Genomic DNA, 22,438 nt, shown 5'->3' on the forward strand with positions numbered 1-22,438 from the left:
TCCCCTCGGCGCCACGCCTTTATCAGGGCGCGACGAGACCCAGGCTCAAACGAAGTTTGAGCTGTGAGGATGTGAACCGGGAATCGCCGTCTTGACGGCACAGGCACAGGTGGGGCCAGCGAAGAAACCGCACGCACCGACAATGCCTGTTCCCAGGCCTGTAGGCATCATTAGCCCGTCGGGGCGGTTTCAGGAGGAATGCCATCTCCTCTGGCAACTCTACGCCGCTGATAGCTGCACAACAAGTCCCCCAATCACGCGTTATATGGCACTCATTTCGCTCCCATGCTACTTCCTCGGCACGCGGCCTCGCGATTCGGTGGCTCTCAGAAAATCGAAATCCGCGCCCTGGTCTGCCTGAGTCACCGTGTCGAGGAAAAGCTTGTGATAGCCACGGCTTGCTGTCGGCGCGGAAACCGGATTCGCCTGAGCTCGGCGCGCCAGCTCTTCGTCGCTCACGAGCAAGACAATCTCGCGGTTCGCCACGCTCAATCTGATGCGGTCGCCGTTACGTACGTGCTCAAGCGGCCCACCTATGGCAGCTTCGGGTGTAACGTGCAGCACGATTGTCCCGAATGCCGTCCCGCTCATGCGTCCGTCCGAAATCCGCACCATGTCTTTCACACCGGCCCGAGCCAGCTTCTTCGGAATCGGGATGTAGCCAGCCTCCGGCATCCCCGGTGCCCCCTTCGGCCCAATGCGTTTGAGAACGATGACATCATTTGCGTGAACGTCGAGTTCGTCGGAGTCGATGCGGTTCGCCATATCGCTTGCGTCTTCGAACACGACCGCACGGCCTTCGTGCTCCATCAAGGTCGCAGAGGCCGCGGACTGTTTGATGATGGCACCGCCCGGCGCAAGATTTCCGCGTAAAACGGCAAGACCGCCTTCCGGATACACCGGTGCAGCCAGCGGCTTCACCACGTCTTGCGGGAAGCTCGGGCCGGCGCGTTCCATCTCCTCCCCCAACGTGCGGCCGGTCACGGTCATGGCGTCGAGCTGGAGCAATGGCTTCAGCGCCCGAAACAGCGTGGCCATGCCACCCGCCCGATGGAAATCTTCCATGTAATGCTCGCCGGAGGGCTTGAGGTTGAGAAGCACCGGCGTTTCGCGGCCCATGCGGTCCACCGCATCCAGGTCGATGTCGAATCCGAGTCGCCCGGCAATGGCGGCAAGATGCACGATGCCGTTTGTCGAGCCGCCAATGGCCAGGAGAACGCGCAGGCCATTCTCGAAGGAATCTGCACTGAGGACCTTGTCGATGGTAAGCCGTTGTCGTGCCATCTCCACAGCCTGGGCTCCGGTCTGCTCGGCGATGCGCATACGGTCCGACGTCACGGCCGGAGGCGACGCGCCACCCGGCAACGTCATGCCCATGGCTTCCGCCACACAGGCCATCGTGCTGGCCGTACCCATGACGGCGCACGTGCCCACGCTCGGAACGAGTCTGTCGTTCACCTCACCAATCTCTTGCGCGCCGACTTCACCCGCGCGGAACCTGCCCCAGTAGCGGCGGCAATCGGTGCACGCGCCCACTCGTTCGCCGCGATGCGCGCCCGTGATCATGGACCCCGTAATGAGCTGGATGGCGGGAATCCCCGCCGATATGGCGCCCATCAGCTGCGCGGGCACCGTCTTGTCGCAGCCGCCGATCAGCACGACCGCGTCCATCGGCTGCGCGCGAATCATCTCCTCGGTGTCCATCGACATGAGGTTTCGCATGTACATGCTCGTCGGCTGCGAGAAGCTCTCGTGGATCGAGACAGTCGGAAATTCCATCGGCAAGCCGCCGGCCAGCAGAATGCCACGCTTGAGCGCCTCGAGAAGTTGAGGCACGTTCCCGTGACACGGGTTGTACGCACTCGCCGTATTCGCGATGCCGATAACTGGACGATCGAGCGCGTCGTCGGTATATCCCGCCCCCTTGATGAAGGCCTTTCGCAGGAATAGCGAAAAGCCCGTGTCGCCGTAGTTCGTCAGTCCGCCTCGCATACCATCGGGAGCACCGGAATGCTTTTCGTCGGGGTTTTTCTTTTCGGACATGGCTACGATCCTCAACTCGGTTTGAAAGCGGTCTCCCGTAAGGGTACTGCGAATCCCCAATGCAGCCTCGACTACATCGTGAATCCTGAATTGGCACCTCGCCTGTTGCCGGAACGGCCCCCGCAAATTACAGAACGCCTGCACTGCCGGCGCGCCGTCACGCGGTAAGTCGCATCCGCATACGGATTGGACCGAACCCGCACAATGCTCGCCCTTCGAGGTATCAAATTTGCTACCAAAGATCATCCCGGCCAACGGAAGCGAGATCATGTCGACGAAACAGCCCACCCACGATTCCTCCCGCGCGGCCCCCAGCGCGAAGTTGCCCCTGTATCCGCAAGGCGCGTCCGCCTCGCCGGCCGGCAAACAACCGGCGCCCCCGTGCACGCTCGTCATCTTCGGCGCGGGCGGCGATCTGACCAAACGCCTGCTGACGCCGGCGCTCTATAACCTCGCCGTCGATCGCCTGCTCGACGACAACATGAAGATAGTCGGCATCAACCGCGGCGAGCGCGAGACGAAGGCGTGGGGCGACGATCTTCACGGCGCCATCCAGCAGTTCGCCGCCGACAAGGCAAGCACCTTTCACGCCGGCAAGCTCGACGACAAGGCATGGAACTGGGTCGCGCAGCGTCTGCAATACATGGCCGGCGAATTCGACGACGACAGCGCCTATCAGCGTCTCGCGCAACAACTCGGCGGCGGCGCGGCAGGCAACGTCGTGTTCTACCTCGCGGTGAGTCCGCGCTTCTTCAAGCCGATCGTGGAACGTCTGGGCAAAGCCGGCTTGCTGAAGGAAGATGAGAGCGCTGGCAGCGCTTTTCGCCGTATCGTGATCGAAAAGCCGTTTGGCACCGACCTCGCTTCGGCGCGCGATCTGAACCGGCATCTGCGCACTTTTGCGAATGAATCGCAGATCTACCGCATCGATCACTTTCTCGGCAAAGACACCGTGCAGAGCATTCTCGCCCTGCGCTTCGCCAACGCGCTGTTCGAGCCAGTGTGGCGGCGCGAGTATATCGACAGCGTGCAAATCACGGCCTCGGAAGTGATCGGCGTGGAAGGTCGTGGCAAATTCTATGAACAGACCGGCGCATTCCGTGACATGGTGCCGAACCATCTGTTCCAGTTGCTCGGCATCATCGCGATGGAGCCGCCCAATTCGTTCGATGCGCAAGCGGTGCGCAACAAGAAAGCCGAGATATTCGAAGCCATCGAACCGCTCACGCCGGATGACGTGGTCTTCGGGCAATACGAAAAAGGTCCGGCGGGCGTGGCCTACCGTGACGAACCCGACGTGGCGAAGGACACTCGGACAGAAACATACGCCGCGGCCCGCGTGCAGATCGACAATTGGCGCTGGGCCGGCGTGCCGTTCTATCTGCGTACCGGCAAACGGCTTGCCGGGCGGCGCACCGAGATTGCGGTGCAGCTCAGGCGCGTGCCGTTCCTGCTCTTTCGCGACACCTCCGTGAATACCCTTGCGCCCAACGTGCTGACGTTGCGCATCGATCCATCGCACGGCACGACCTTCGATTTCAACGTCAAGACCCCTGGACCGCTCGTGCAGATCGGCGCGGTGCACTCGACCTTCGACTACGACGACTTTTTTGCGGACCACGCCAACGTCGGCTACGAAACACTGCTGTACGATTGCATGCTCGGAGACCAGACGCTCTTTCAACGCGCAGACGGCGTCGAAGCGGCATGGGCGGCGGTGGAAGGCGTACTGCATCCGCGACGCGACAGTGCGATCCCGGTGCACGGTTATGCGGCGGGCAGCGAAGGGCCCGCCGAAGCGGATGCGCTGCTCGCGCGCGACGGCAATGCGTGGCGTACCCTCAGGCAGACCTGACCCAAAAACGGCACCCCTGGCACGCACGACCAACGGAGGACCAGATGGCGGAGACGAAGAGCGCGAAGCCGCGCACGCAAAAACACACCACAAGCAAGACAACGCCGGCACGCGCGGGCATCGAGAACATTCTCGCCATCGACATCGGCGGAACCGGCCTGAAGGCTGCGATCATCGACGCGAACGGCAAGATGCGCACCGCCCGCGCGCGTGTGGCGACGCCGCATCCGTGCCCGCCAGCGTTGCTCGTCGACACGCTTCATACGCTCGTCGAACCGCTGATCGAGCACTACCCGGCAACGCACGTGTCGATCGGCTTTCCTGGTTTCGTGCGCAACAACCGCGTGCTGACGGCGCCGCATCTTGGCGGCGAAGGCTGGACCGACGTGCCTCTCGCGCAGATGCTCGCCGAACGCCTGGGCGGCCCGTCGGTGCGCATGATCAACGACGCGGAAATGCAAGGCCTCGGCGCCATCGAAGGTAAAGGTCTCGAGTTCGTCCTCACGCTCGGCACGGGCGCGGGCACGGCGATGTTCCGCGACGGCGAACTCATGCCCCACCTCGAACTTGCGCACCACCCGGTCAGCCGCAAGCATGCCTACGACGAATACATCGGCGAGGCCGCGCGCCGCAAGGCCGGCAACAAGCGCTGGAACCGGCGCGTCGAGAAGATCATCGGCATTCTCGAATCGCTCGTCCATTACGACAAGCTGTGGATTGGCGGCGGCAACGCGTCTCGCCTCACGTTCGACCTGCCGGCGAACGTGGCGACCGTGTCGAACGAGTTGGGCATCGAAGGCGGGGCACGCCTCTGGCATCCGCGCTCGATCCGCGATTCGATGTAGTTCGGGAACGGTGTGGCTGACTACAGGCGTGGATTTTTCGTCAGCTCTCACGCCACGTGCGAAATGCCTTGCACGGCCCCGGGGGCGCTGGCTTCGACGTAATCCAGCACCGCCGTTACCGCTTGTGCACGAATGACGCTCGTGATGCTGCGCAAGGGCGAACGCGCTGCTGATTGATCAATCAATCAGGAGTCCTTCAATCTACGTTTTAATGCGCATGCGCACCGGTCAAATACCCCCTCGCAGAAACCTGGCTTATGCGCGCGTTGCCCTGCTGCCTTTGCGAGCCGGCGGAGCCACATCCGCGAACAGCTCGACCACCTGCTCGCGCAACCAGCGGTTGCCTTCGTCCTGCTGGACCCGTGCGTGCCAGAGCAGATGGATCGGCGCGGCGGGCAGCGTCATGGGCAGCGCGCGCAGGCTGAGCGAGAACGGTTTGGCCAGTTGCAGGGCGAGCCGCTCCGGCACCGTAGCGATCAGATCGGTGCGTTGGAGGATGTAGCCCACGCTCATGAAGTGCGGCACAGTCAGCCGCACCTGGCGCCTTACGCCGCGCCGCTTGAGCCATTCGTCCACCTGACCGTGACCGGTGCCGGCCGACACGACCACCAGATGCTCGGCCTCGCGCCAGGCCGCGAGCGTGAGCGGCGCCTCTTCGAGCGCATGGCCGCGCCTGAACAGGCACACATAACGCTGATCGAAGAGACGCCGCTGGTAGAAGCCGCCTTGCAACTGCGGCAGCAAGCCGATGGCGAGATCGACGCGGCCACCGGCCATCTCATCGCTCAGATTGACGCTCGTGTTGCGGACCGTGTTGAGTGCGACGCCCGGCGCGACGCGCGACAGTCGTTCGAGCAGTGCGGGCAGGAACACGACTTCGCCGATATCGGTCATGCCGATCGTCATGGTGCGCGTGGCACGTAGCGGATCGAAGCCGGTGACGGGGTTCAGCGCGGCATGCAGGGTCGCGAGCGCCTGCGAGACCGGTTCGGCCAGACGCAGCGCGAACGGCGTGGGAACCACGCCACCCGGCCCGCGCACGAACAACGGATCGCCTAGCTTGCGGCGCAGCTTGGCGAGCGCGTTGCTCACGCCCGGCTGGCTCATGTTCATTTGCTCGGCGACGCTCGCCACGCGCCGCTCCTGCATCAGCCGCTGAAAAAGCAGCAGCAAATTAAGGTCGATATCGCTCAGTTCCATGACGCTCGCCTGGCTCCCGGTCATTCAATCCAGTGATGAAGCAGATTCTTTGCATTTTATTGTGGGATGAGAGTCCGGTGCCGAAAATACCGACACGGAGCACGCATTCGACACGCCGCTGGCGCGTGCCACAGCAGCCCGAACCCATAAATCCGGATATTGGAGACACGGTCATGAAGGATCTGAAGATTGCCATCGTCGGCGCCGGCATTGGCGGCCTCACGCTTGCGCTCGCGCTGCGCGAGCACGGCATCGAAGCGCAGCTCTACGAGCAGACCGACGAACTGCGCGAAGTGGGCGCGGCCGTCGCGCTCTCGGCCAACGCAACGCGCTTCTACGAGCGCATGGGCCTGCGTTCGGCATTCGAGGCGGTGTGTGCGGAGGTGCCGGGCCTCGTCTACCGTGACGGGCGCAGCGGAGCGGTGATCGGCCACCATCGCGGCAGCCCCGGCTCTCGCGAGCAATTCGGCGGCTCGTACTGGGGCGTTCATCGTGCCGATCTGCAGGCGGTGCTGTCGCAGGCGGTCGGCCTCGAGCACATCAAGCTCAGCCATCGGCTCGTCGATCTCGCGCAACACCCGGACCGCGTGAGCCTGAGCTTCGAGAACGGCCGGCGCGTGGAAGCCGATCTCGTGATCGGCGCCGATGGAGCCCGCTCGATCACGCGACGCTGGATGCTTGGCTACGACGACGTGCTGTATTCGGGCTGTTCGGGCTTTCGCGGCGTGGTGCCGGCGGAGCGCATGGACCTCTTGCCCGACCCCGAGACCATCCAGTTCTGGGTCGGGCCGGGCGGCCATCTGCTGCACTATCCAATTGGTGACAAGGGCGACCAGAATTTCCTGCTGGTCGAGCGCCATCCCTCGCCGTGGCCTTCGCGCGACTGGGTCATGCCGGCTAGCGAGGGCGAGCAGTTGCGCCTGTTCAAGGACTGGCATCCGGCCGTCGTGCAGATGATCACGGCCGTCCCGATCAGCCAGCGTTGGGGCCTGTTCCACCGCCCCCCGCTCGGCCGCTGGAGCAAGGGCCGCGTGACCCTGATCGGCGATGCCGCGCATGCGCTGGTGCCGCACCACGGCCAGGGCGCCAACCAGTCGATCGAGGATGCCGTGGTGCTGGCCGCACAACTCGCCAAAGCCGGGCCCGGCAACTGGCGCGAAGCGCAGGAAGCGTACGAGCGCCTGCGCCGCGGCCGCACGCGCAAGGTGCAGTACGCTTCGATCACGACTGCGGACGTGCTGCATCTGCCCGACGGGCCGGCCGCGCAAGCGCGCAACGCCCGGCTCGGTGAGCGCGAAAGCGTGCTGCATCATCTGGACTGGATTCACGATTTCGACGCTCTTGCACAGGAGCCGAGCGAGCGCCAGGGCGGGACCTGGCTTTGAGCGCGGAGCGGGCCGGCAGACCAGGCGAGAACGGCCCGAGGCGGGCGGGGGCGGGCGGGAACGGCCCGGAGCGGCCAGATCTTGGCGAAGCCCGAAAGCGGGTGCGGCGTTTGCGCTTAATGTTCTGTTAAGCCCGCGCCATCTAGAATCGGCGCTTTCAACCGGAACCCTCTGCGCAAGGAGCCCCCAATGCAAAGCGCCGCGGATTCGCGCTACGACATCGTTGCGCGTTTGCTTCACTGGCTTGTCGTTGCCCTCGTGGCAACGCAGTTCGTGATCGGCTGGACCATGCCGGGCGTGCATCGCGACACGCGGCCAGACGGCGAGATCGCGTGGCACCTTGGCGTGGGGACCGCGCTCCTTGCCGCGATGGCATGCCGCCTGCTGTGGCGCGCAACCCATCGTCCACCGCCCGACGAACAGCCCCCTTTGCTGCGCACCGTCGCGACCCTCACGCATGGCACCCTTTATGCGTTGCTCTTCGCGGTTCCGTTACTGGGGTGGATCAACGCTTCGTCGCGCAGTTGGGACATCACGCTGCTCGGGTTCATCCCGTTGCCCGCGCTCTCGCCGCCGGGCTCGCCGTTCGGGCATGCCATGGGCGACGTCCACGGCGTGCTCGCGTGGGTGCTATTCGGGCTCATCTGCCTGCATGTCGTCGCAGCGCTCTATCATCGCTTCGCGCTCAACGACCGTGTGCTGCAGCGCATGAAGCTGTAGCGGCTTGTTGGATGGAGTGCTGCTCGATGGGCAAACGCCTGCGCCGGCTTGGGAATACTCATTGATCGTCAACAAGATTTCGCGAAAACGTGACTTACTTTACGCACTGCGGATTGCACGGTTAGGCGCGCTTGACAATGTATGAAATTTTTCGGATGCGTGTGATGTTACTGCCCCCAGCTTTCACGTCGCTGGAGGAAACGCACGGGCACAGGATAACTAACCGTTTTTACGCCGAGTAACGGCGAATGGCAGCAGCGCACCGGAGATATCCGATACGTCAACACGGATTACAACGGCCCTGGCACCACAGCGGGTGCACGCCAGTCTCACATCAGTGAGAAATTTGAAGTAACAGAAATTCCCGGTGCGATGGCGAAGATGGGCTGGCACGTTGCCGCTGCACTACTGAATAAGTGGTTCGCCCATTCGCCGAAGAATCAGGCGGAAAATGCATTCCAGAAGGCACGCGGCCATACACGTGAAGGTGTGGGCTATCCGCTCGACTGCATTGACACACGCACCATCTCGCTCGATTGGGTGCTCTCGTACCGCGCACGCAGGACGGCTATAAGCAACTACAAAATGCTGGATATCTCTCGACAGGCAAGGCGACGGACAATCTCCTTTCTATATATATTTACGGCAGATCGTACATTCTCAATGCATGGCACCGCTGGGAAGCACATGTACGCGATTTTGTTCGTGACCGCTTGGCGCGAAACGATGACCGCCAGGGCGGCAGTACTAACAGCGGCGCCGTAAGGACTAGCGCAATGAGCCGCTCAGGCGCGACTGCCCAGCGGCGGCAGCCTGGACGATCCATCGGCAAATCAGCGGCCAATCGCATATGAAATCCCCTTAAGTAGCGCTACGGTCCTCAAAACCAGACGCTTTTCAACACCCTGCCAAGGCCTGTATCCACTAGAAGCAGGCCCTGGATTTACCGAGTCGCCACGAAACACCCGCCCCTGCATTTCGCCTCAGTCACGCATCAAACCTCGCCGACAACCGGCTGCAGGGCCTTCACCCAGCACGCAACTGCCACCGCCCCGCCATCGGGCGTGCCGATGGCACGCGCGCCCAGATAGCTTGCCCTGCCCACCCGCGGCATCATTTGCGCGGTTTGCTGCGCCCCAAACTCCGAGGCGCTCACCACCTCCGCCCATATCTGGGCAACGGTCCGGCCGGACTTCAGCCCGTTTTCCAATGCGTCTACTGCAGGAACCAGCGCATCCAGCATCGAGCGGTCGCCCGGCTTCGCACCGCCCAGTTCGCTGATCGCCTCGGCCGCGCCGCGCATAGCGGCCGCCCAGTCCAGCGCGCCGGGCTCGGGACACTCGGCGAGCGTGCGGGAGGCGCGCAGCAGCGCCGTTGCGTAGAACGGCCCGGAGCTGCCCGCTATCGCGCGGCGCAAGGCGGCGCCAAGCGCCGCCAGCGCGCCGTGCGGCGTCGCGAGCGCGCTCTGGGGCAAAGCCAGAATGGCTTGCGCCGCTCGCCTCATGCTGGCCCCGAGATCGCCGTCGCCTGTTTTCGCGTCGAGTTCGCCCAACAACGCTTCGTTCTCGAGTAGTGCGTGCGCAACGGCGTGGAGCGCCGGCTCGAGCCGTTGCGCCCATGCCTCGCTGCCACCCTCCGCGTGCAACGCGCCGCCCTCAGTGAACGAATCGCGTGCGGGACTCGAAGGCTCGATGCGGATATCGCGATTGACCGTGCCGATGCCGGGCCATGCACGCGCTTCGGTGCCGGCGTCGAGCAACGCCAGCTTTTTGTCGTCGAGGCGGAGCACGGAGATCGAGCAGCCCGGCATGTCGAGCGCCGAGAGGAACGTGCCAGTCCACGCCCGCTCGACGGCCACATCCCGGCGATTCAGGCTCTCGAATGCCTCCCGCATCACGATCGCCAGCTCCATCGCGGGGGTCGCACCCAGACCGTTCACGAACAGCGCCACCCGTTCACCGCTTTTCAATGCCAGGTCTTCGACGATATTGGCGAGCAGCGTTTGCGTCAGTTCGCTGGCCGGCAGCGGAGCCGTGCGCTCGACACCTTTCTCGCCGTGTATGCCCATGCCGAGCTCGATCTCGTCGTGCGCGAGGCGAAAGCCCGCATTTTCCGCGCCGGGCAACGTGCAACCGTCCAGCGCCACGCCCATCGTGCCGAGGTTGTCCGCCGCATGGCGCGCGATCGCGGCGACCTGAGCCAACGCATCGCCCCGGGCTGCGGCAGCGCCCGCAATCTTGTGCACCAGCACGGTTCCCGCAATGCCGCGCCGCTGATGGCGCTGCGTTCGTGCGCGCAGCGAAACGTCGTCCGCCACGGTGACGACTTCAACCGGAATGCCTTCGGATCTCGCCAGTTCGGCTGCGAGGCCGAAATTGAGCCGGTCGCCCGTGTAGTTCTTCACGATGAGCAAGGCGCCTTGCGGGCCCGCCGTGGCGCGGATCGCGGCAAGCACCGAATCGGTGGAAGGCGACGTGAAGACCTCGCCGCATACGGCGGCGCTGAGCATGCCGCGCCCGACATAGCCGCCATGTGCCGGCTCGTGACCGCTGCCGCCGCCGGAAATAACGGCGACAGTGCGCTGCGCCGGGCTGGGCAGCCCCTTGCGCACGAGGACGTTTTCGTCGCCGAGCACGGCGATATGTGGCGCGGTCCGCGCAATACCCTCGAGCATTTCGCGCACGACAGCCGACGGGTTGTTGACGAGTTTCTTCATGACAGTCCCTTGAAGGAGTGACAGGAGCAGTGGCTGCGGATCTTGCGCGACCCATTTACGCCATTTACGCCATTTGCGTATTGAAGCACGGCTTCGGCGCCGGGGCGCTGGGGCGCTGGGGCACCACGCGAAGCGTAGGTAAAAACACCGATCAAGCCACCACGCTCAATTGCCGTTATGCCGAGAGTAGCGTCCGGCCGCAGACTTGCCCGTGCTTTCGCCGTCTGCATGGCGGAACGCCTTGGCCCCTCTGCTCGCCTGGAACGCCGATGCCAGCGCTTTCACACGTCCCCTGTCGACTCTTGCGCAGCGGCATGCGCGTGGACGCGCCAGGCCTGGCAATCCTGCGCCAGTTCGAATTGGCGATCGAGAACGGAGGCAGCAAGACACGACGTTGCGGCTTCGCACGTCCTTTGGACGTGGCGACGGCGCAGTCCTACCGGGAGGCGAGCCGTGCCGCCAGCACCCACCCAGGCTAAGCTCCTCAAAGGGCCCACGGGGCCGCGCGCCTTTTTCTTTGGCAGCCTTCTCGTCGCCTTCGTCATGGCGTCGCTTTGCGCGACTGTCCTGTACCAGAGCCGCCACGACGCCCTGGAGAGGGCGCGCGAGAACTCGCGCAATGTCGCGCTCATCGCCGAGCGCGACATCGAGCGCAACTTCGAGCTGTACGCGCTCTCCCTGCAAGCCGTCGTCGACGGGCTGGGCAGCGCCGACGTGATGGCATTGCCGGCGCATCTGCGAGGCCAGTTGCTCTTCGATCGCGCGATCACCGCACAATATCTGGGCTCGATGCTCGTGGTCGATGCGGCCGGCAACGTCATCATGGATTCGGCCGACGACACGCCGAGCAAGGACAACTTCGCCGACCGGGACTACTTTCAGGTCCAGCGCGACGATCCCAACGCCGGCCTCTATGTCAGCGCCCCGTTTCGGTCCCGCTCGCGAGACGGCGCGCAGAGCATTGCGCTGAGCCGCAGGCTGTCGCATCCGGATGGCTCATTCGCCGGCATCGTCATGATCGCCATCAATCTGGACTATTTTCACCAGTTGTTCGCCGGGCTCTCGCTTGGGCCGCACGGGGCGATCTCGCTGATCGCCCAGGACGGCACCATGATCATGCGGCAACCCTACGATCCCGCGGTCATCGGGCGCAACATCAGCAAGGCCAGCACGTTCCGGCACTTCAGATCGGCCACCGAGGGCAGCTTTTCGGACACGTCGTCGATCGACGGCGTGCGCCGCATGTACTTTTTCCGCAATTTCCCGAAGTTGCCGCTGATCATCATGGTCGCGGAAGCGGAACCCGACATCTACGCCGCATGGCGCCGCCGCGCGCTGACCATCGGCTCGCTGATGGCAACGTTCGCCATCGGCTTCGTCGTGCTCTCGTTCGTGCTGGGCACGCAGTTGCGGCGCAGAATGCAAGCCGAGTCCGAGCTGCAGCTGCTCGCCCGCACCGATAGCCTGACCGGCCTGCACAACCGCCGCACACTCGGCGATATCCTCGAACAGGAATGGCGACGGGCAAAACGCACGCGAAGCGTGTTCTCACTGTTATTCGTCGATATCGACCGTTTCAAGGCCTACAACGACAAGTACGGCCACCAGGCAGGCGACGACGCGCTTGCCGCCGTGGCGCGGTGTATCGGCGAAAACATCCGCCAGCCCGTGGACACGGCGGCCCGCTACGGTGGCGAGGAATTCATAGTAGTCCTGCCGGATACCCGGCTGGACGGCGCGTGCGCGATCGCGGAGAACATCAGGATGGCGATCAGCGAGCTCGACATCGAGCACTCGGACAGCGAGTACGGCCACGTCACCGCGAGCATCGGCTCCGCGAGCTGGACGCCGGAGCAGGACATCGACGTCACACAGGTCATCAAGGCAGCCGATCGCGCGCTGTACGACGCCAAGGCGCAGGGCAGGAACCGCGTGGCGACGTGCACCGCGTAACGCAAGCTTTCGCGCTGGCGTTTAACTGATCGCAATAGCACACGACAGCGACTACGGGCTTGCAACGCTGCTCGCGGCGCCCACGCGAGCCGCCTCAGGCGCGTCCTGCCCTCCCCCCAGCGCGATATACAGCGAAGCGCCGTTCTGAAGCGCGGCCGCGCGCAACTGGATCAATTGCTGTTGCGCGGCAAAGAGGTTGCGCTTCGCATCGATCACTTCGAGGTAGATGGAAATGCCGTTCTGGTATCGAAGATCGGCTGCTTCGGCAAGGCGCGCCTCGGCGGCTACCGCATCCTCCTGAGCCGCTATCTGCTCCTTGAGGCGTTGGCGTGCGATGAGCGCGTCGGAAACCTCGCGGAAGGCCACCTGGACCGTCTTCTGATAGTTCGCCACGAGTTCGGTACGGTGTGCTTCGGAAAAGCCGAGTTGCGCCCTGCGGCGCCCCGCGTCGAAAATCGGCAGCGTGACGAAGCCGGATACGAGCCACGCCTGCTTGCCCGGCACGAACAGGTCGCTCAGTTCGGGCGACACATAGCCGAAACTGGACGTCAGCGAAACGCGCGGGAAGTAGTCCGCCCGCGCAGCGCCGATATCGGCGTCGGCCGCCCGCAACGACTGCTCGGCCGCCCGGATATCAGGACGCAATGCCAGCAGCGAAGAAGGCAAGCCGGCGTCGAGATCGCCGAACTGGTCGGCGTCGCTCATCTCGCGCCGCCCGGTAACGTCGACGGGAAGCGGACCACCAATCAGGACTGCCAACTGATTGCGCTGCTGTCCCGTCGTTCTTTGCAACTCGGCTAGCTGCGTCTGCGCCTGGGTGACCAGTATGCTCGCCTGCTGATAGTCGACGATCGACGTGGCGCCGGCCGCAAGGCGCAGCCTCGCGACCTCCTGGGCGTATTGGCGTGTCGCGAGCGTGTGCTGCGCAAGCTCGATTCCTTCGTTGCCCGAAAGAATGGCGTAATAGGTCGCCGCGACGTTCGCGATCAGCGAGAGGCGAAACGCATGCGTAGCCTCCACGGTAGCAAGGTAGTTGCGGCGCGCGGATTCGGACAGGTTGGCGACACGTCCCCAGAAGTCCAGTTCGAACGAAGAGACCGCGACCTGCACGTTGTACTCGTTGAAGTGGAACGAGGTGTTGTTATTGGGATCTTCGGGCTCGACCACGTTCAGCGGCACCTTGGCGCGAGTGGCTTCTGCGCCGGCGGCGATCTGCGGCAACTGCGCGGAGCGCTGCACGCGATAAAGCGCCTGAGCCTGCTCGATGCGCGCCACCGAAGCCGCGAGGTCGCGGTTGCGCTCCAGCGCCGCCGCGATCAGCAGCTTGAGCGTCGGGTCGCGAAAGAACGCCTCCCACGCGATTTCCGAGGCGAGCCGCTCGCCGCCCGGCGTAGAAACATCCGGGCTTTCGTACGTGCCCGCAATCGGAAGATCCGGCTGCTGGTAGCGCGGCGCGAAATTGCACGCTGCCAGCACGAGGCACGCCATGAGCGCCATCCGCTTACGCATCGCGCGCTCCCGTGCGCGGCGCTTGCGCCTCATCGCCGTCGTCGTCATGCGCCTTCTCGCGGCTCAGCCACCTGCGCGCAACGACATAGAAGAGCGGCGTGAAGAAGATGCCGAGCAGCGTCGCCGTCAGCATGCTGCCCAAGATGCCGGTGCCCACCGCCTGCCGTCCCGCCGCGCCCGCGCCCGTGGCGAGCACGAGCGGCAACATGCCGAGGACGAAAGTCACGCTCGTCATCAGGATCGGCCGCAGGCGCTGACGCGCGCCGTTCACGGCCGCACTCACGGTATCGCTGCCCGCCGCCTCCTCCTTGATCGCGAATTCGACGATCAGGATGGCGTTCTTCGCGGCGAGGCCGATGATCGTCACGAGGCCGATATTGAAGTAGATATCAGCGGAAAAGCCGCGGGCCATCGTCAGGAGAACGGCGCCGAGCACGCCCAGCGGAATGATGAGCAGAACCGCAACGGGAATCGCCCAGCTCTCGTACAGCGCGGCAAGGAGCAGAAACACCACGATGAAAGAAAGCAGCAACAACGCGCCGATCTGCCCAGCCGCCTGCTGCTCTTCGAAAGCCGTACCGGTCCATTCATAGGTCAGGTTGCCTGTCAGGACGCGCTGCGCGATACGCTCCATTTCCGCGAGCGCCGCACCGCTCGAGCGCCCCGGTGCCGCCTGGCCCGAGATCGTGGCCGAAGGAAAGCCGTTATAGCGTTCGACCTGCTGGGGCCCGGAGGTCCAGTGCACGCTCGTGAATGCCGAAAACGGCACCATCTCGCCCACGTTGTTGCGCAGACGGATCGCCCCGATGTCCTCGGGGTTCATGCGTTGATCGGCATCCGCCTGCATGAGCACGCGCAGCACGTTCCCCTCGTACACGAAATCGTTCACGTAGTTCGCGCCGAACGCCAGCGCGAGCGCGCTGTTCACCTGCCCGATCTGCAGCCCTAGTGCGCGCGCTTTCACGCGATCGATATCGACATACAGTTGTGGCGCGGCCGGCAAGCCTTCGGGACGCATACCGACAAGCAGCGGGCTGCGCGATGCCTGCGCGAGTATTTGCGCGCTGGCCTGCTGCAAGGCCGCACCACCCACGCCACTGCGGTCGAGGATCTTCATCGTGAAGCCGCTCGCATTGCCGAGCGAGGGAATGGCCGGCGGATCGAGCGCAAACACGAGCGCCTGCGGAATATTGCGGAATGCGGCGTTCGCGCGCCCGACCAATGCCGCCGCGGAGTTCGACGCGCCCGGCCGGTCTTCCCATGGCTTGAGGTCGACGAACGACATCGCGGCCGACTGCCCCTGGCCGAAAAAGCTGAACCCAGTAATGGAAGCGATATTGCGCACCTGGGGCTGCTGCCTGAGAAACGCCTCGACTTGATCGACGACCTGCTGCGTGCGCTGCTGCGTAGCGCCTGGCGCCGCCGTATACGATACGAAGACATGCCCCTGATCCTCGCCCGGGATGAAGCCGCGCGGCAACTGCGCAAAGAGCAGCCCGGTCGCCACGCAGACAACGACAAATACGGCGAGCCACCGCACGGGCGTGCGCAGCATCGCCTGCACGGCGAGAACGTAGCGCTCGGTTGCCGAGTCCAGGCCGCGGTTGAATGCGTCGAAAATGCGCTGCTGCATGCGGGCGGGCCAATGCGCGGCAGGGCGTTTGCCCACGCCCTCGTCCCTGCTCGCCTTGCTGCCCAGCAGCGCGGCCGACATGGCCACGCCCAGCGTCAATGCAAGCAGCGTGGAAAGAAAGATCGATATCGTCAGGGTGACCGAGAACTGGCGATAGATCGCGCCGGTCGAGCCGGGAAAGAAGGCCATGGGAACGAAAACGGCCACGAGCACGAGCGTGCTCGCGATGATGGCGCCCGCAATCTGGCCGATCGCCTTCACGGTCGCCTGCCGTGCACGGAGCCCCTCGTCCTGGATCAGGCGCTCGACGCTTTCCACCACGACGATCGCGTCGTCATTGAGAATGCCGATCGCGACGATCATGCCAAACAGTGAAAGCAGATTGATCGTGAGTCCGAACAGATAGATCCCAACACAGGTTCCAACCAGCGCGATCGGCACGACCAGCGTGGGAATCAGCGTGGCCTGCCATTTCTGAAGGAACAGGAACACGACGACCGTCACGAGCAGTAACGCTTCGACCATCGTGCGCAGCACGCCACGTAACGAGGTCGTGATGAATGGCGTCGTATCGAACGGAACGACCCAGACCACGCCCTTCGGGAAGGTGGGCTGCAGTTGCGCGAGGCGTTGCCGCACGGCGGCCGCCACGGCCAGCGCGTTGGCCCCGCTCGCGAGCTGGATGGCGATCCCTGCGGACTCCTTGCCATTCACGCGAAAACGAAACCCATAGCTGTCGTTGCCCAGTTCGACACGCGCGACGTCGCCCACGCGCACCGTGGAGCCATCCGGGTTCGATCGCACGATGATCTCGCGGAACTGCTCGGGCGTGGAAAAGCGGCTCTGCGTGACGATCTGCGCGTTGAGCTCGGTGCCCGGCGCGATGGGCTGCTCGCCGAGCCCGCCGGCCGCCGTTTGGCTGTTCTGCTCCTGGATCGCCGTCATCACTTCGTTGGCCGACAGGCCGAAGCTGCCGAGCTTTTCCGGATCGATCCATATCCGCATCGCATACGAAGAACCGAAGAGCTGCGCATCGCCGACACCGGGAATGCGGCGCAGTTCGTTGACGATGTTGTTGGCCGCGAAGTTGCCGAGTTCCACTGCGGTTTTCGAACCGTCGACCGATTGAAGCGCGATGAGCATCAGAAAGCCCGACGAAGCTTTCGTGACCGTCACGCCAACCTGCCGGACCTCGAGCGGAAGACGCGGCTCGACGCGGCTCACCCGGTCCTGAACCTGCGAGAGCGCGACATCGAGATCGGTGCCGGGCTTGAGCGTGACGGTGATCTGTGCCGTGCCGTTCGAGCGGCTCGTCGACGACATATACAGGAAGTTGTCGACGCCGTTCATCTCGTTCTCGATGAGCGAGGTCACCGTGCGGTCCAGCGTCTGCGCATCGGCGCCGCTGTAGACCGCCGATACGGTCAGCGAAGGCGGCGCGACGTCGGGGTACTGCTCGACCGGCAGCAGCAGCAGCGCGATGGCGCCGAACAGCACGATGAAAAGCGCGACAACCCACGCGAAGACCGGCCGGTAGACGAAGAATCGCTTCATGGGCGCGCCGGTCAGGAGTGGCTGGCCGGCATGGGTTGGGCGTCCACATGCTGGCCCGGCTGCACTTTCTGCCAGCCATCGACGATGACCCGCTCGCCCGCTTCGAGCCCGTCCTTCACGACCCATTGCCCCGCTTCCTGCGGGCCCAGGTCGACGTTGCGGCGAACCACGGTTCCATCGTCAGCGACGATCGAGAGGCTCGTCGCATTGTTGCCGAACTGCACGGCGCGCGCGGGCACGAGAATGCCGTTCGGTATGGTGCCGATCTCGATGCGGCCACGCACGAACTGGCCCGGTAGCAGCACGCGCGACACGTTGTCGAAGCGGGCGCGCAGAATTTGCGTGCCTGTGGAAGGCTCGACGACGAGATCGGTGAAGTCGAGCACCCCCGGCTCCTTGTATTCGTCTCCATTCGCAAGCGTGAGCCACACCTGCACGCGGCCCGTGGGCGCGGAGATGGCGCCCGACTGGAACTGTTTGCGCAGTTCCAGCAGCGAAAGGTTCGATTGCGTGAAAACGGCGTTCACCGGCGTGAGCTGGTTGACCTGCGTGAGCAAGGTCGCACCGCTTGCGCTGACGAGCGCGCCTTCGGTGACGAGCGCGCGTCCCACGCGCCCTGCGATGGGCGCGCGAACCGTGCAACGGTCGAGCCTCAACCGGGCCAGCGTAACCGCGGCGCGTGCGTCCGCAACGTTCGCTTCGGCTTGCTGAAGTGCGGCCAGCGCGGCCTCGTATTCCTGGGCGCTCACCACCAGGCGTTCGACGAGCGGCTTGAATCGCGCCACCTCGGAAGCCGCATTGCCCTGCACCGCCTGGGCGCGACTGAGGGCGGCCTGCGCCTGCTGCAACGCCGCTTCGTAGTCGCGCGAATCGATGAGAAAGAGCGGCGCGCCTGCGGGTACATCGGTGCCCTCTTCGTAGAGGCGCCGCTCGACAATGCCGTCCACACGGGCACGCACCTCTGCCGACCGGATCGCCTCGATCCGTCCGGGCAATTCGACGACCCTCGGGATCGATTGCGCCGCAACCGTTTCGACGAGCACGCTCACCGGCGGAGGCGCGCTGGCGCTCGGGCCTTGCCTGTCGCGGCATGCGCCGGCCGCGAGCACCAGCGATGCCACGACGACGAGCAGGCACGGCCGATAGCGTCTGACTTCACAGTTTGGCACCCGAGGCTCCGCCGAAGTCAATCGAGTCGGTACGATCCGGCATCCGACCGCGCATTACGCGCAAGTTTGACCGGTTCGTTGAAATGTTCGCTCAAACCGCGGTTTCTGTCCCCCTATGTGCGCAGTCTTTCGAATTCGATCACCTGGTGTTAGCAAATCAACATCAGGTGTGCTTATTCACAGGAATTACTCGAAACCGCCACAAAAGCCGTCGATCGTAAACTTCTTGCAGTCGGAATTCCCTCTACTACTATTGATAGGCAATTCACACGCCTCGATTCTTTCAATTTCGAACGATTCGCCTACTCTTTTAAGGGCACGTTCGCACAACCGGGAAACACAGCTTTCAGGACGTTGCATAACCAAAGAAACCACAGGTCATGAACGACGTCAATCATCTTCTTGTGTCAGGAGATCGAATCATGAAAAGCCAACTCGTCCTTTCTGCCATCGCTGCGCTCCTCGTCGGTATCAGTTCTCCTGTTCTCGCGCAAAGCAACTCTGGCGGTGACCAAAGCCAGGGGACCGGCCGCCAGCAGGTCATGCCGACCATGCCGCATAACGACTGGCATGTGGGACAGCAGGTCCCTTCGAAATACCGGCACTACAACTTCGTCATGAACAGCGACTCCTGGAAGTCCCATAATCTGGACGCGCCGAAGCGCGGCCAGCAATGGCTTGGGGTAAACGGCGACTATGTGCTCATGACGAGAAGCAACGGGAGAATCGTGAAGATCGTTCCCGGTACGCAGTGACTCAGCTGTAGTGATTCAGGAGTTGACGATGAAGCGCGGGGCGCCAGGCATGGGCGGTTGCCATGCCTGCCCATGCCTCAATCGATGAGTCGCGAGCGCAGGCGCTTGTACTCTTCCTCCGTGATCGAGCCCGTCGCTTTCAGACGGTCGAGCTTCTCGATCTCGTCTGCAATGCTGTAGCCAACCACTTGACGCAACTCGTCGCGCGCCTTTTGCGCGCGCTCCTGGTTGCGTGCCGCCATGTCTCTGCCCTGTGTGAGGATATAGGCGAATATGCCGATATAGGGCAGCACGACGAGAAAGATCATCCAGACTACCTTCAGAAATCCTGATATATCGTGTCGGCGAAACAGGTCACTGGCGATCGTGATGAATAGCCAGAACCACAATATGAACATGAATATCGAAAATGTATCGATAATGAAGTTAGAAAACGTAAAACCGTTTGCGAAGATCATCGAAGCACCCCGTCGGTTGCGCGTGGAAAGCTGAAATGGCGTGGCACGTGCGTCTCAAGTGCTGAATGACGCGTCGTTGGTTGCGAGCGAGACAGTCGTTGAGATTGGCGCTCTCGTCAGTAGAAACTGCGCCTGCGCTCGCGTCCGGCAAAAGGAACGACGGCCATCGAAATGAGATCCAGGCCCAGAAACAATCCGAGCAGGGGCAACGGTACGCTCGGAAAATTCGCGGCGAGAAATATGGCGAGCAAGAATGAGAGCGCTGCACTGACAAGGCCGATATTGTTCATCTTCACTTCCTGGTCGGTCGATGCGATGATCTTGAAGAAGCCGTCAAGAACGAAGAATATCATCAGCATCACAGTGAGGCCTCGTGCACGCGCAGTGTCGTTCGCGAGGATCAGGAGACCGACCAGAATCGGCACGACAACAGGAGGAATTCTCCTGAGAATCAGTTTCCAGCCTCTTGCTGTCAACAGATTCAACGCATGCACGAAGCCGCAAAGCAGCAGCATCCTTGCAATGAAAAGCGTACCGATCAATGAACTGCTCGTCAGCGATATGACGATACAGAAAATTCCCGCTATTACGAAGAGCGTCGAACTCGCAATGGGAAAAATAGCACGCTTTTTCATATTTGAATGTGAGATTTCGTGAAATTAAGCGTTCTACGATCAGTCGTGAAAGTATAGTGCCTGAGTACGCAAATACAAGCACGCACGGGCCGAGGCTTCGGGCGTCCGTATGACAATCAACGCGCCGCGGGCGCCGATGCGTGAATACATCGTGAATCTCGAACGCAGCCACACGTTTTCTTTCAGCGCTGAAGGCGAGCACTTCCTGCTCGACGGCGAGCCGTTCCAGATTCGCAGTGGCGAAATACATCCAGCCCGCATCCCGCGCGAGTATTGGCAGCACCGAATCCGCATGGCCAAGGCGATGGGGATGAACTGCATCGCCTTCTACATCATGTGGAATTACCACGAGACGCGGCGCGGCGTGTTCGATTTTCACAGCGGCAACCGCGATGTCGAGACGTTCATCCGCCTGTGCCAGTCCGAAGGCCTGTGGGTGCTGCTGCGCCCGGGGCCTTACGTCTGCGCCGAGTGGGATCTGGGGGGCCTCCCGGCCTGGCTGCTCAGCGAGCCTGACATCCAGTTGAGGACCGACTCCGCCACCGATCCCCGCTACATGGCAGCGGTGGCTCGTTACATCGACGAACTGGTTGTGCGCATCAAGCCATTGATGATCGGGCAAGGCGGACCGATCCTGATGATCCAGATCGAGAATGAATTTGGATCGTACGCGAGCAATCCCGCTTACCTCGAAGAACTCAGGCAGCTTTGGCTCAACGGCGGCATTACGGGGCCGTTCTACACCGAAGACGGCCTGCCGCAACTCCAGCGCAATCGCACCACGGTAAGCGGCGGTGCGATTGCGTTGAGCAACGGCGACGCAGCACAAATCGCAACGGTGCGCCGCGAATTCCCCACCGTGCCTGCAATGGCGGGCGAGGTGTACCCCGGGTGGCTCACGCATTGGGGCGAGCCGGTGTTCGCGGGGACGAACTACGATCTCTCCGGCACGTTGAACGCATTCATGCGCTCGCAACTGTCGTTCAACCTCTATGTCATTCACGGCGGCACGAGCTTTGGCTTTTATGCCGGTGCGAACGTGGATGATTCGGGCAACTATCAACCCGACATCACCAGCTACGACTATTCGGCGCCGATCACCGAGCAGGGCGTCGCGACGCGGAAGTACATGTTGTATCGCGACATCATCGCGCGCTATCTGCCAGAGCCCTTGCCGGACATACCCGACGCCATCCCCACGCTTGATTGCGCCGGTGCCGATGCCTTGATGCCCACGCGCTATGCATCGATCTGGGACAACCTGCCCGCTGCCCTGCCGCGTGAGCAGAGCATCGACCCGCAGCCCTTCGAACACTATGGCCAGGCATTTGGCTTCGTGCTGTACCGCAAGCCGTTGCTGGAATATATGAACGGCGCGCTGGACATCAGCGGCGTGCACGACTATGCGACCGTCTTCGTCGGCGAGCGCTACGCGGGCGCTGTGTCGCGGAAGGCAATGCCGCTTGCGTATGCGCAACCGCTGCGCGTCATGCATCGCGCGCCGCTTGTCCTGGCTTCGGCGTCCCAGGCGCACGAGGCGAAGGCTGCCGGTGCGAATTCGTTAGAGATCCTTGTCGAAGGCATGGGTCGCGTCAACTTCGGTCCCGCGATCGTCGACCGCAAAGGGCTGCTCGAACCGGTTGCGCTGAAACACGCTGACGGATCGCTCTCCATGCTAAGAGACTGGGAAGTCTTCCTGCTGCCGATGGACGAGGCGTTTATCGCTAACCTGAAGGCGCGCTGCACGAATCCACTGAAACCCGGCCTCTTCTTCAAGGCGAGCTTACGGCTGGATGAAGTCGCCGATACCTGGCTCGACATGAATCAGTGGACCAAGGGGATCGTCTGGGTCAACAGGCACAATCTCGGACGCTACTGGAATATCGGCCCGCAAAGGCGCTTGTATTGCCCCGCGCCGTGGCTTACACGAGGCGATAACGAGGTGCTTGTCTTCGACCTGCATCAGATCGACCCGAAGCCCGTGCAAATGGCGAGTACGCTTGAGTAG

Annotated in this window: 16 protein-coding genes and 1 riboswitch; of the genes, 8 read left to right on the forward strand and 8 right to left on the reverse strand. The window is 63.2% G+C overall.

Annotation, left to right across the window (positions count from 1 at the left end; translation table 11 throughout):
- Positions 1 to 154 precede the first annotated feature (154 nt).
- A riboswitch (Fluoride riboswitch) is annotated at positions 155 to 218 on the reverse strand.
- Positions 219 to 288: 70 nt separating this feature from the next.
- Entirely contained in the window at positions 289 to 2,043 is a 1,755-nt protein-coding gene (locus VMJ11_RS03965; RefSeq protein ID WP_325617106.1) for an IlvD/Edd family dehydratase, read from the reverse strand.
- A 268-nt stretch (positions 2,044 to 2,311) separates the two neighbouring features.
- Here VMJ11_RS03965 and zwf point away from each other — a divergent pair, with 268 nt between their 5' ends.
- Positions 2,312 to 3,898, forward strand: coding sequence for a glucose-6-phosphate dehydrogenase (gene zwf, locus VMJ11_RS03970; protein ID WP_325617108.1), 1,587 nt, complete (start codon positions 2,312 to 2,314; stop codon positions 3,896 to 3,898).
- Positions 3,899 to 3,942: 44 nt separating this feature from the next.
- Complete coding sequence (locus VMJ11_RS03975) at positions 3,943 to 4,743, forward strand: ROK family protein (RefSeq protein ID WP_325617110.1); 801 nt, start codon at positions 3,943 to 3,945, stop codon at positions 4,741 to 4,743.
- Positions 4,744 to 4,998: 255 nt separating this feature from the next.
- Here the strand turns inward: VMJ11_RS03975 and VMJ11_RS03980 are convergent, their stop codons facing one another.
- A complete protein-coding gene (locus tag VMJ11_RS03980) occupies positions 4,999 to 5,943 on the reverse strand; it encodes a LysR family transcriptional regulator (RefSeq protein ID WP_325617112.1) in 945 nt (314 codons plus the stop codon).
- A gap of 173 nt (positions 5,944 to 6,116) precedes the next feature.
- Between VMJ11_RS03980 and VMJ11_RS03985 the strand changes: the two genes are divergently transcribed.
- The 3 genes from VMJ11_RS03985 (at position 6,117) to VMJ11_RS03995 (ending at position 8,813) form a co-directional block, all read left to right on the forward strand.
- Complete coding sequence (locus VMJ11_RS03985; RefSeq protein WP_325617114.1) at positions 6,117 to 7,328, forward strand: FAD-dependent monooxygenase; 1,212 nt, start codon at positions 6,117 to 6,119, stop codon at positions 7,326 to 7,328.
- A 189-nt stretch (positions 7,329 to 7,517) separates the two neighbouring features.
- Entirely contained in the window at positions 7,518 to 8,048 is a 531-nt protein-coding gene (locus VMJ11_RS03990; protein ID WP_325617116.1) for a cytochrome b, read from the forward strand.
- A 333-nt stretch (positions 8,049 to 8,381) separates the two neighbouring features.
- The gene (locus tag VMJ11_RS03995; protein ID WP_325617150.1) at positions 8,382 to 8,813 is read left to right on the forward strand and encodes a DUF6402 family protein; all 432 of its coding nucleotides are present in this window, start codon (positions 8,382 to 8,384) and stop codon (positions 8,811 to 8,813) included.
- Between the two features lie 229 nt (positions 8,814 to 9,042).
- Here VMJ11_RS03995 and VMJ11_RS04000 read toward each other — a convergent pair whose 3' ends face one another.
- Complete coding sequence (locus VMJ11_RS04000) at positions 9,043 to 10,764, reverse strand: dihydroxyacetone kinase family protein (RefSeq protein WP_325617119.1); 1,722 nt, start codon at positions 10,762 to 10,764, stop codon at positions 9,043 to 9,045.
- A 453-nt stretch (positions 10,765 to 11,217) separates the two neighbouring features.
- On the opposite strand from VMJ11_RS04000, the gene VMJ11_RS04005 reads away from it, so the two are divergent.
- Entirely contained in the window at positions 11,218 to 12,717 is a 1,500-nt protein-coding gene (locus VMJ11_RS04005; protein WP_325617121.1) for a diguanylate cyclase, read from the forward strand.
- 51 nt (positions 12,718 to 12,768) lie between these two features.
- On the opposite strand, the gene VMJ11_RS04010 is transcribed toward VMJ11_RS04005, so the two are convergent.
- Genes VMJ11_RS04010 through VMJ11_RS04020 form a run of 3 tightly spaced genes read right to left on the reverse strand, consistent with a single transcriptional unit; the run spans position 12,769 to position 18,582 of the window.
- Entirely contained in the window at positions 12,769 to 14,226 is a 1,458-nt protein-coding gene (locus tag VMJ11_RS04010) for an efflux transporter outer membrane subunit (protein ID WP_325617123.1), read from the reverse strand.
- The gene (locus VMJ11_RS04015; RefSeq protein ID WP_325617125.1) at positions 14,219 to 17,413 is read right to left on the reverse strand and encodes a multidrug efflux RND transporter permease subunit; all 3,195 of its coding nucleotides are present in this window, start codon (positions 17,411 to 17,413) and stop codon (positions 14,219 to 14,221) included. The genes VMJ11_RS04010 and VMJ11_RS04015 overlap by 8 nt, the downstream gene beginning before the upstream one ends.
- A gap of 11 nt (positions 17,414 to 17,424) precedes the next feature.
- Positions 17,425 to 18,582, reverse strand: coding sequence for an efflux RND transporter periplasmic adaptor subunit (locus VMJ11_RS04020; protein WP_325617127.1), 1,158 nt, complete (start codon positions 18,580 to 18,582; stop codon positions 17,425 to 17,427).
- A 422-nt stretch (positions 18,583 to 19,004) separates the two neighbouring features.
- Between VMJ11_RS04020 and VMJ11_RS04025 the strand changes: the two genes are divergently transcribed.
- Positions 19,005 to 19,337: an RcnB family protein gene (locus tag VMJ11_RS04025; RefSeq protein ID WP_325617129.1), complete on the forward strand. Its 333-nt coding sequence runs from the start codon at positions 19,005 to 19,007 to the stop codon at positions 19,335 to 19,337.
- A gap of 77 nt (positions 19,338 to 19,414) precedes the next feature.
- Here VMJ11_RS04025 and VMJ11_RS04030 read toward each other — a convergent pair whose 3' ends face one another.
- Both VMJ11_RS04030 and VMJ11_RS04035 read right to left on the reverse strand, forming a co-directional pair.
- On the reverse strand, positions 19,415 to 19,795 hold the full coding sequence (locus VMJ11_RS04030; RefSeq protein WP_325617132.1) for an SHOCT domain-containing protein: 381 nt from the start codon (positions 19,793 to 19,795) through the stop codon (positions 19,415 to 19,417).
- 116 nt (positions 19,796 to 19,911) lie between these two features.
- Positions 19,912 to 20,430, reverse strand: a complete 519-nt coding sequence (locus VMJ11_RS04035; RefSeq protein ID WP_325617134.1) for a DUF308 domain-containing protein — start codon at positions 20,428 to 20,430, stop codon at positions 19,912 to 19,914.
- 136 nt (positions 20,431 to 20,566) lie between these two features.
- Here VMJ11_RS04035 and VMJ11_RS04040 point away from each other — a divergent pair, with 136 nt between their 5' ends.
- A complete protein-coding gene (locus VMJ11_RS04040) occupies positions 20,567 to 22,438 on the forward strand; it encodes a beta-galactosidase (RefSeq protein WP_325617136.1) in 1,872 nt (623 codons plus the stop codon).

It is taken from the genome of Paraburkholderia sp. (genome assembly GCF_035501035.1).
In the GTDB taxonomy this organism is placed as follows: domain Bacteria; phylum Pseudomonadota; class Gammaproteobacteria; order Burkholderiales; family Burkholderiaceae; genus Paraburkholderia.

Bases quoted from the DNA above. Each gene is read 5' to 3' on its own strand.
- VMJ11_RS03965 (WP_325617106.1), bottom strand. From the start codon at position 2,043: ATGTCCGAAAAGAAAAACCCCGACGAAAAGCATTCCGGTGCTCCCGAT.
- zwf (WP_325617108.1), top strand. From the start codon at position 2,312: ATGTCGACGAAACAGCCCACCCACGATTCCTCCCGCGCGGCCCCCAGC.
- VMJ11_RS03975 (WP_325617110.1), top strand. From the start codon at position 3,943: ATGGCGGAGACGAAGAGCGCGAAGCCGCGCACGCAAAAACACACCACA.
- VMJ11_RS03980 (WP_325617112.1), bottom strand. From the start codon at position 5,943: ATGGAACTGAGCGATATCGACCTTAATTTGCTGCTGCTTTTTCAGCGG.
- VMJ11_RS03985 (WP_325617114.1), top strand. From the start codon at position 6,117: ATGAAGGATCTGAAGATTGCCATCGTCGGCGCCGGCATTGGCGGCCTC.
- VMJ11_RS03990 (WP_325617116.1), top strand. From the start codon at position 7,518: ATGCAAAGCGCCGCGGATTCGCGCTACGACATCGTTGCGCGTTTGCTT.
- VMJ11_RS04000 (WP_325617119.1), bottom strand. From the start codon at position 10,764: ATGAAGAAACTCGTCAACAACCCGTCGGCTGTCGTGCGCGAAATGCTC.
- VMJ11_RS04010 (WP_325617123.1), bottom strand. From the start codon at position 14,226: ATGCGTAAGCGGATGGCGCTCATGGCGTGCCTCGTGCTGGCAGCGTGC.
- VMJ11_RS04015 (WP_325617125.1), bottom strand. From the start codon at position 17,413: ATGAAGCGATTCTTCGTCTACCGGCCGGTCTTCGCGTGGGTTGTCGCG.
- VMJ11_RS04025 (WP_325617129.1), top strand. From the start codon at position 19,005: ATGAAAAGCCAACTCGTCCTTTCTGCCATCGCTGCGCTCCTCGTCGGT.
- VMJ11_RS04030 (WP_325617132.1), bottom strand. From the start codon at position 19,795: ATGATCTTCGCAAACGGTTTTACGTTTTCTAACTTCATTATCGATACA.
- VMJ11_RS04035 (WP_325617134.1), bottom strand. From the start codon at position 20,430: ATGAAAAAGCGTGCTATTTTTCCCATTGCGAGTTCGACGCTCTTCGTA.
- VMJ11_RS04040 (WP_325617136.1), top strand. From the start codon at position 20,567: ATGCGTGAATACATCGTGAATCTCGAACGCAGCCACACGTTTTCTTTC.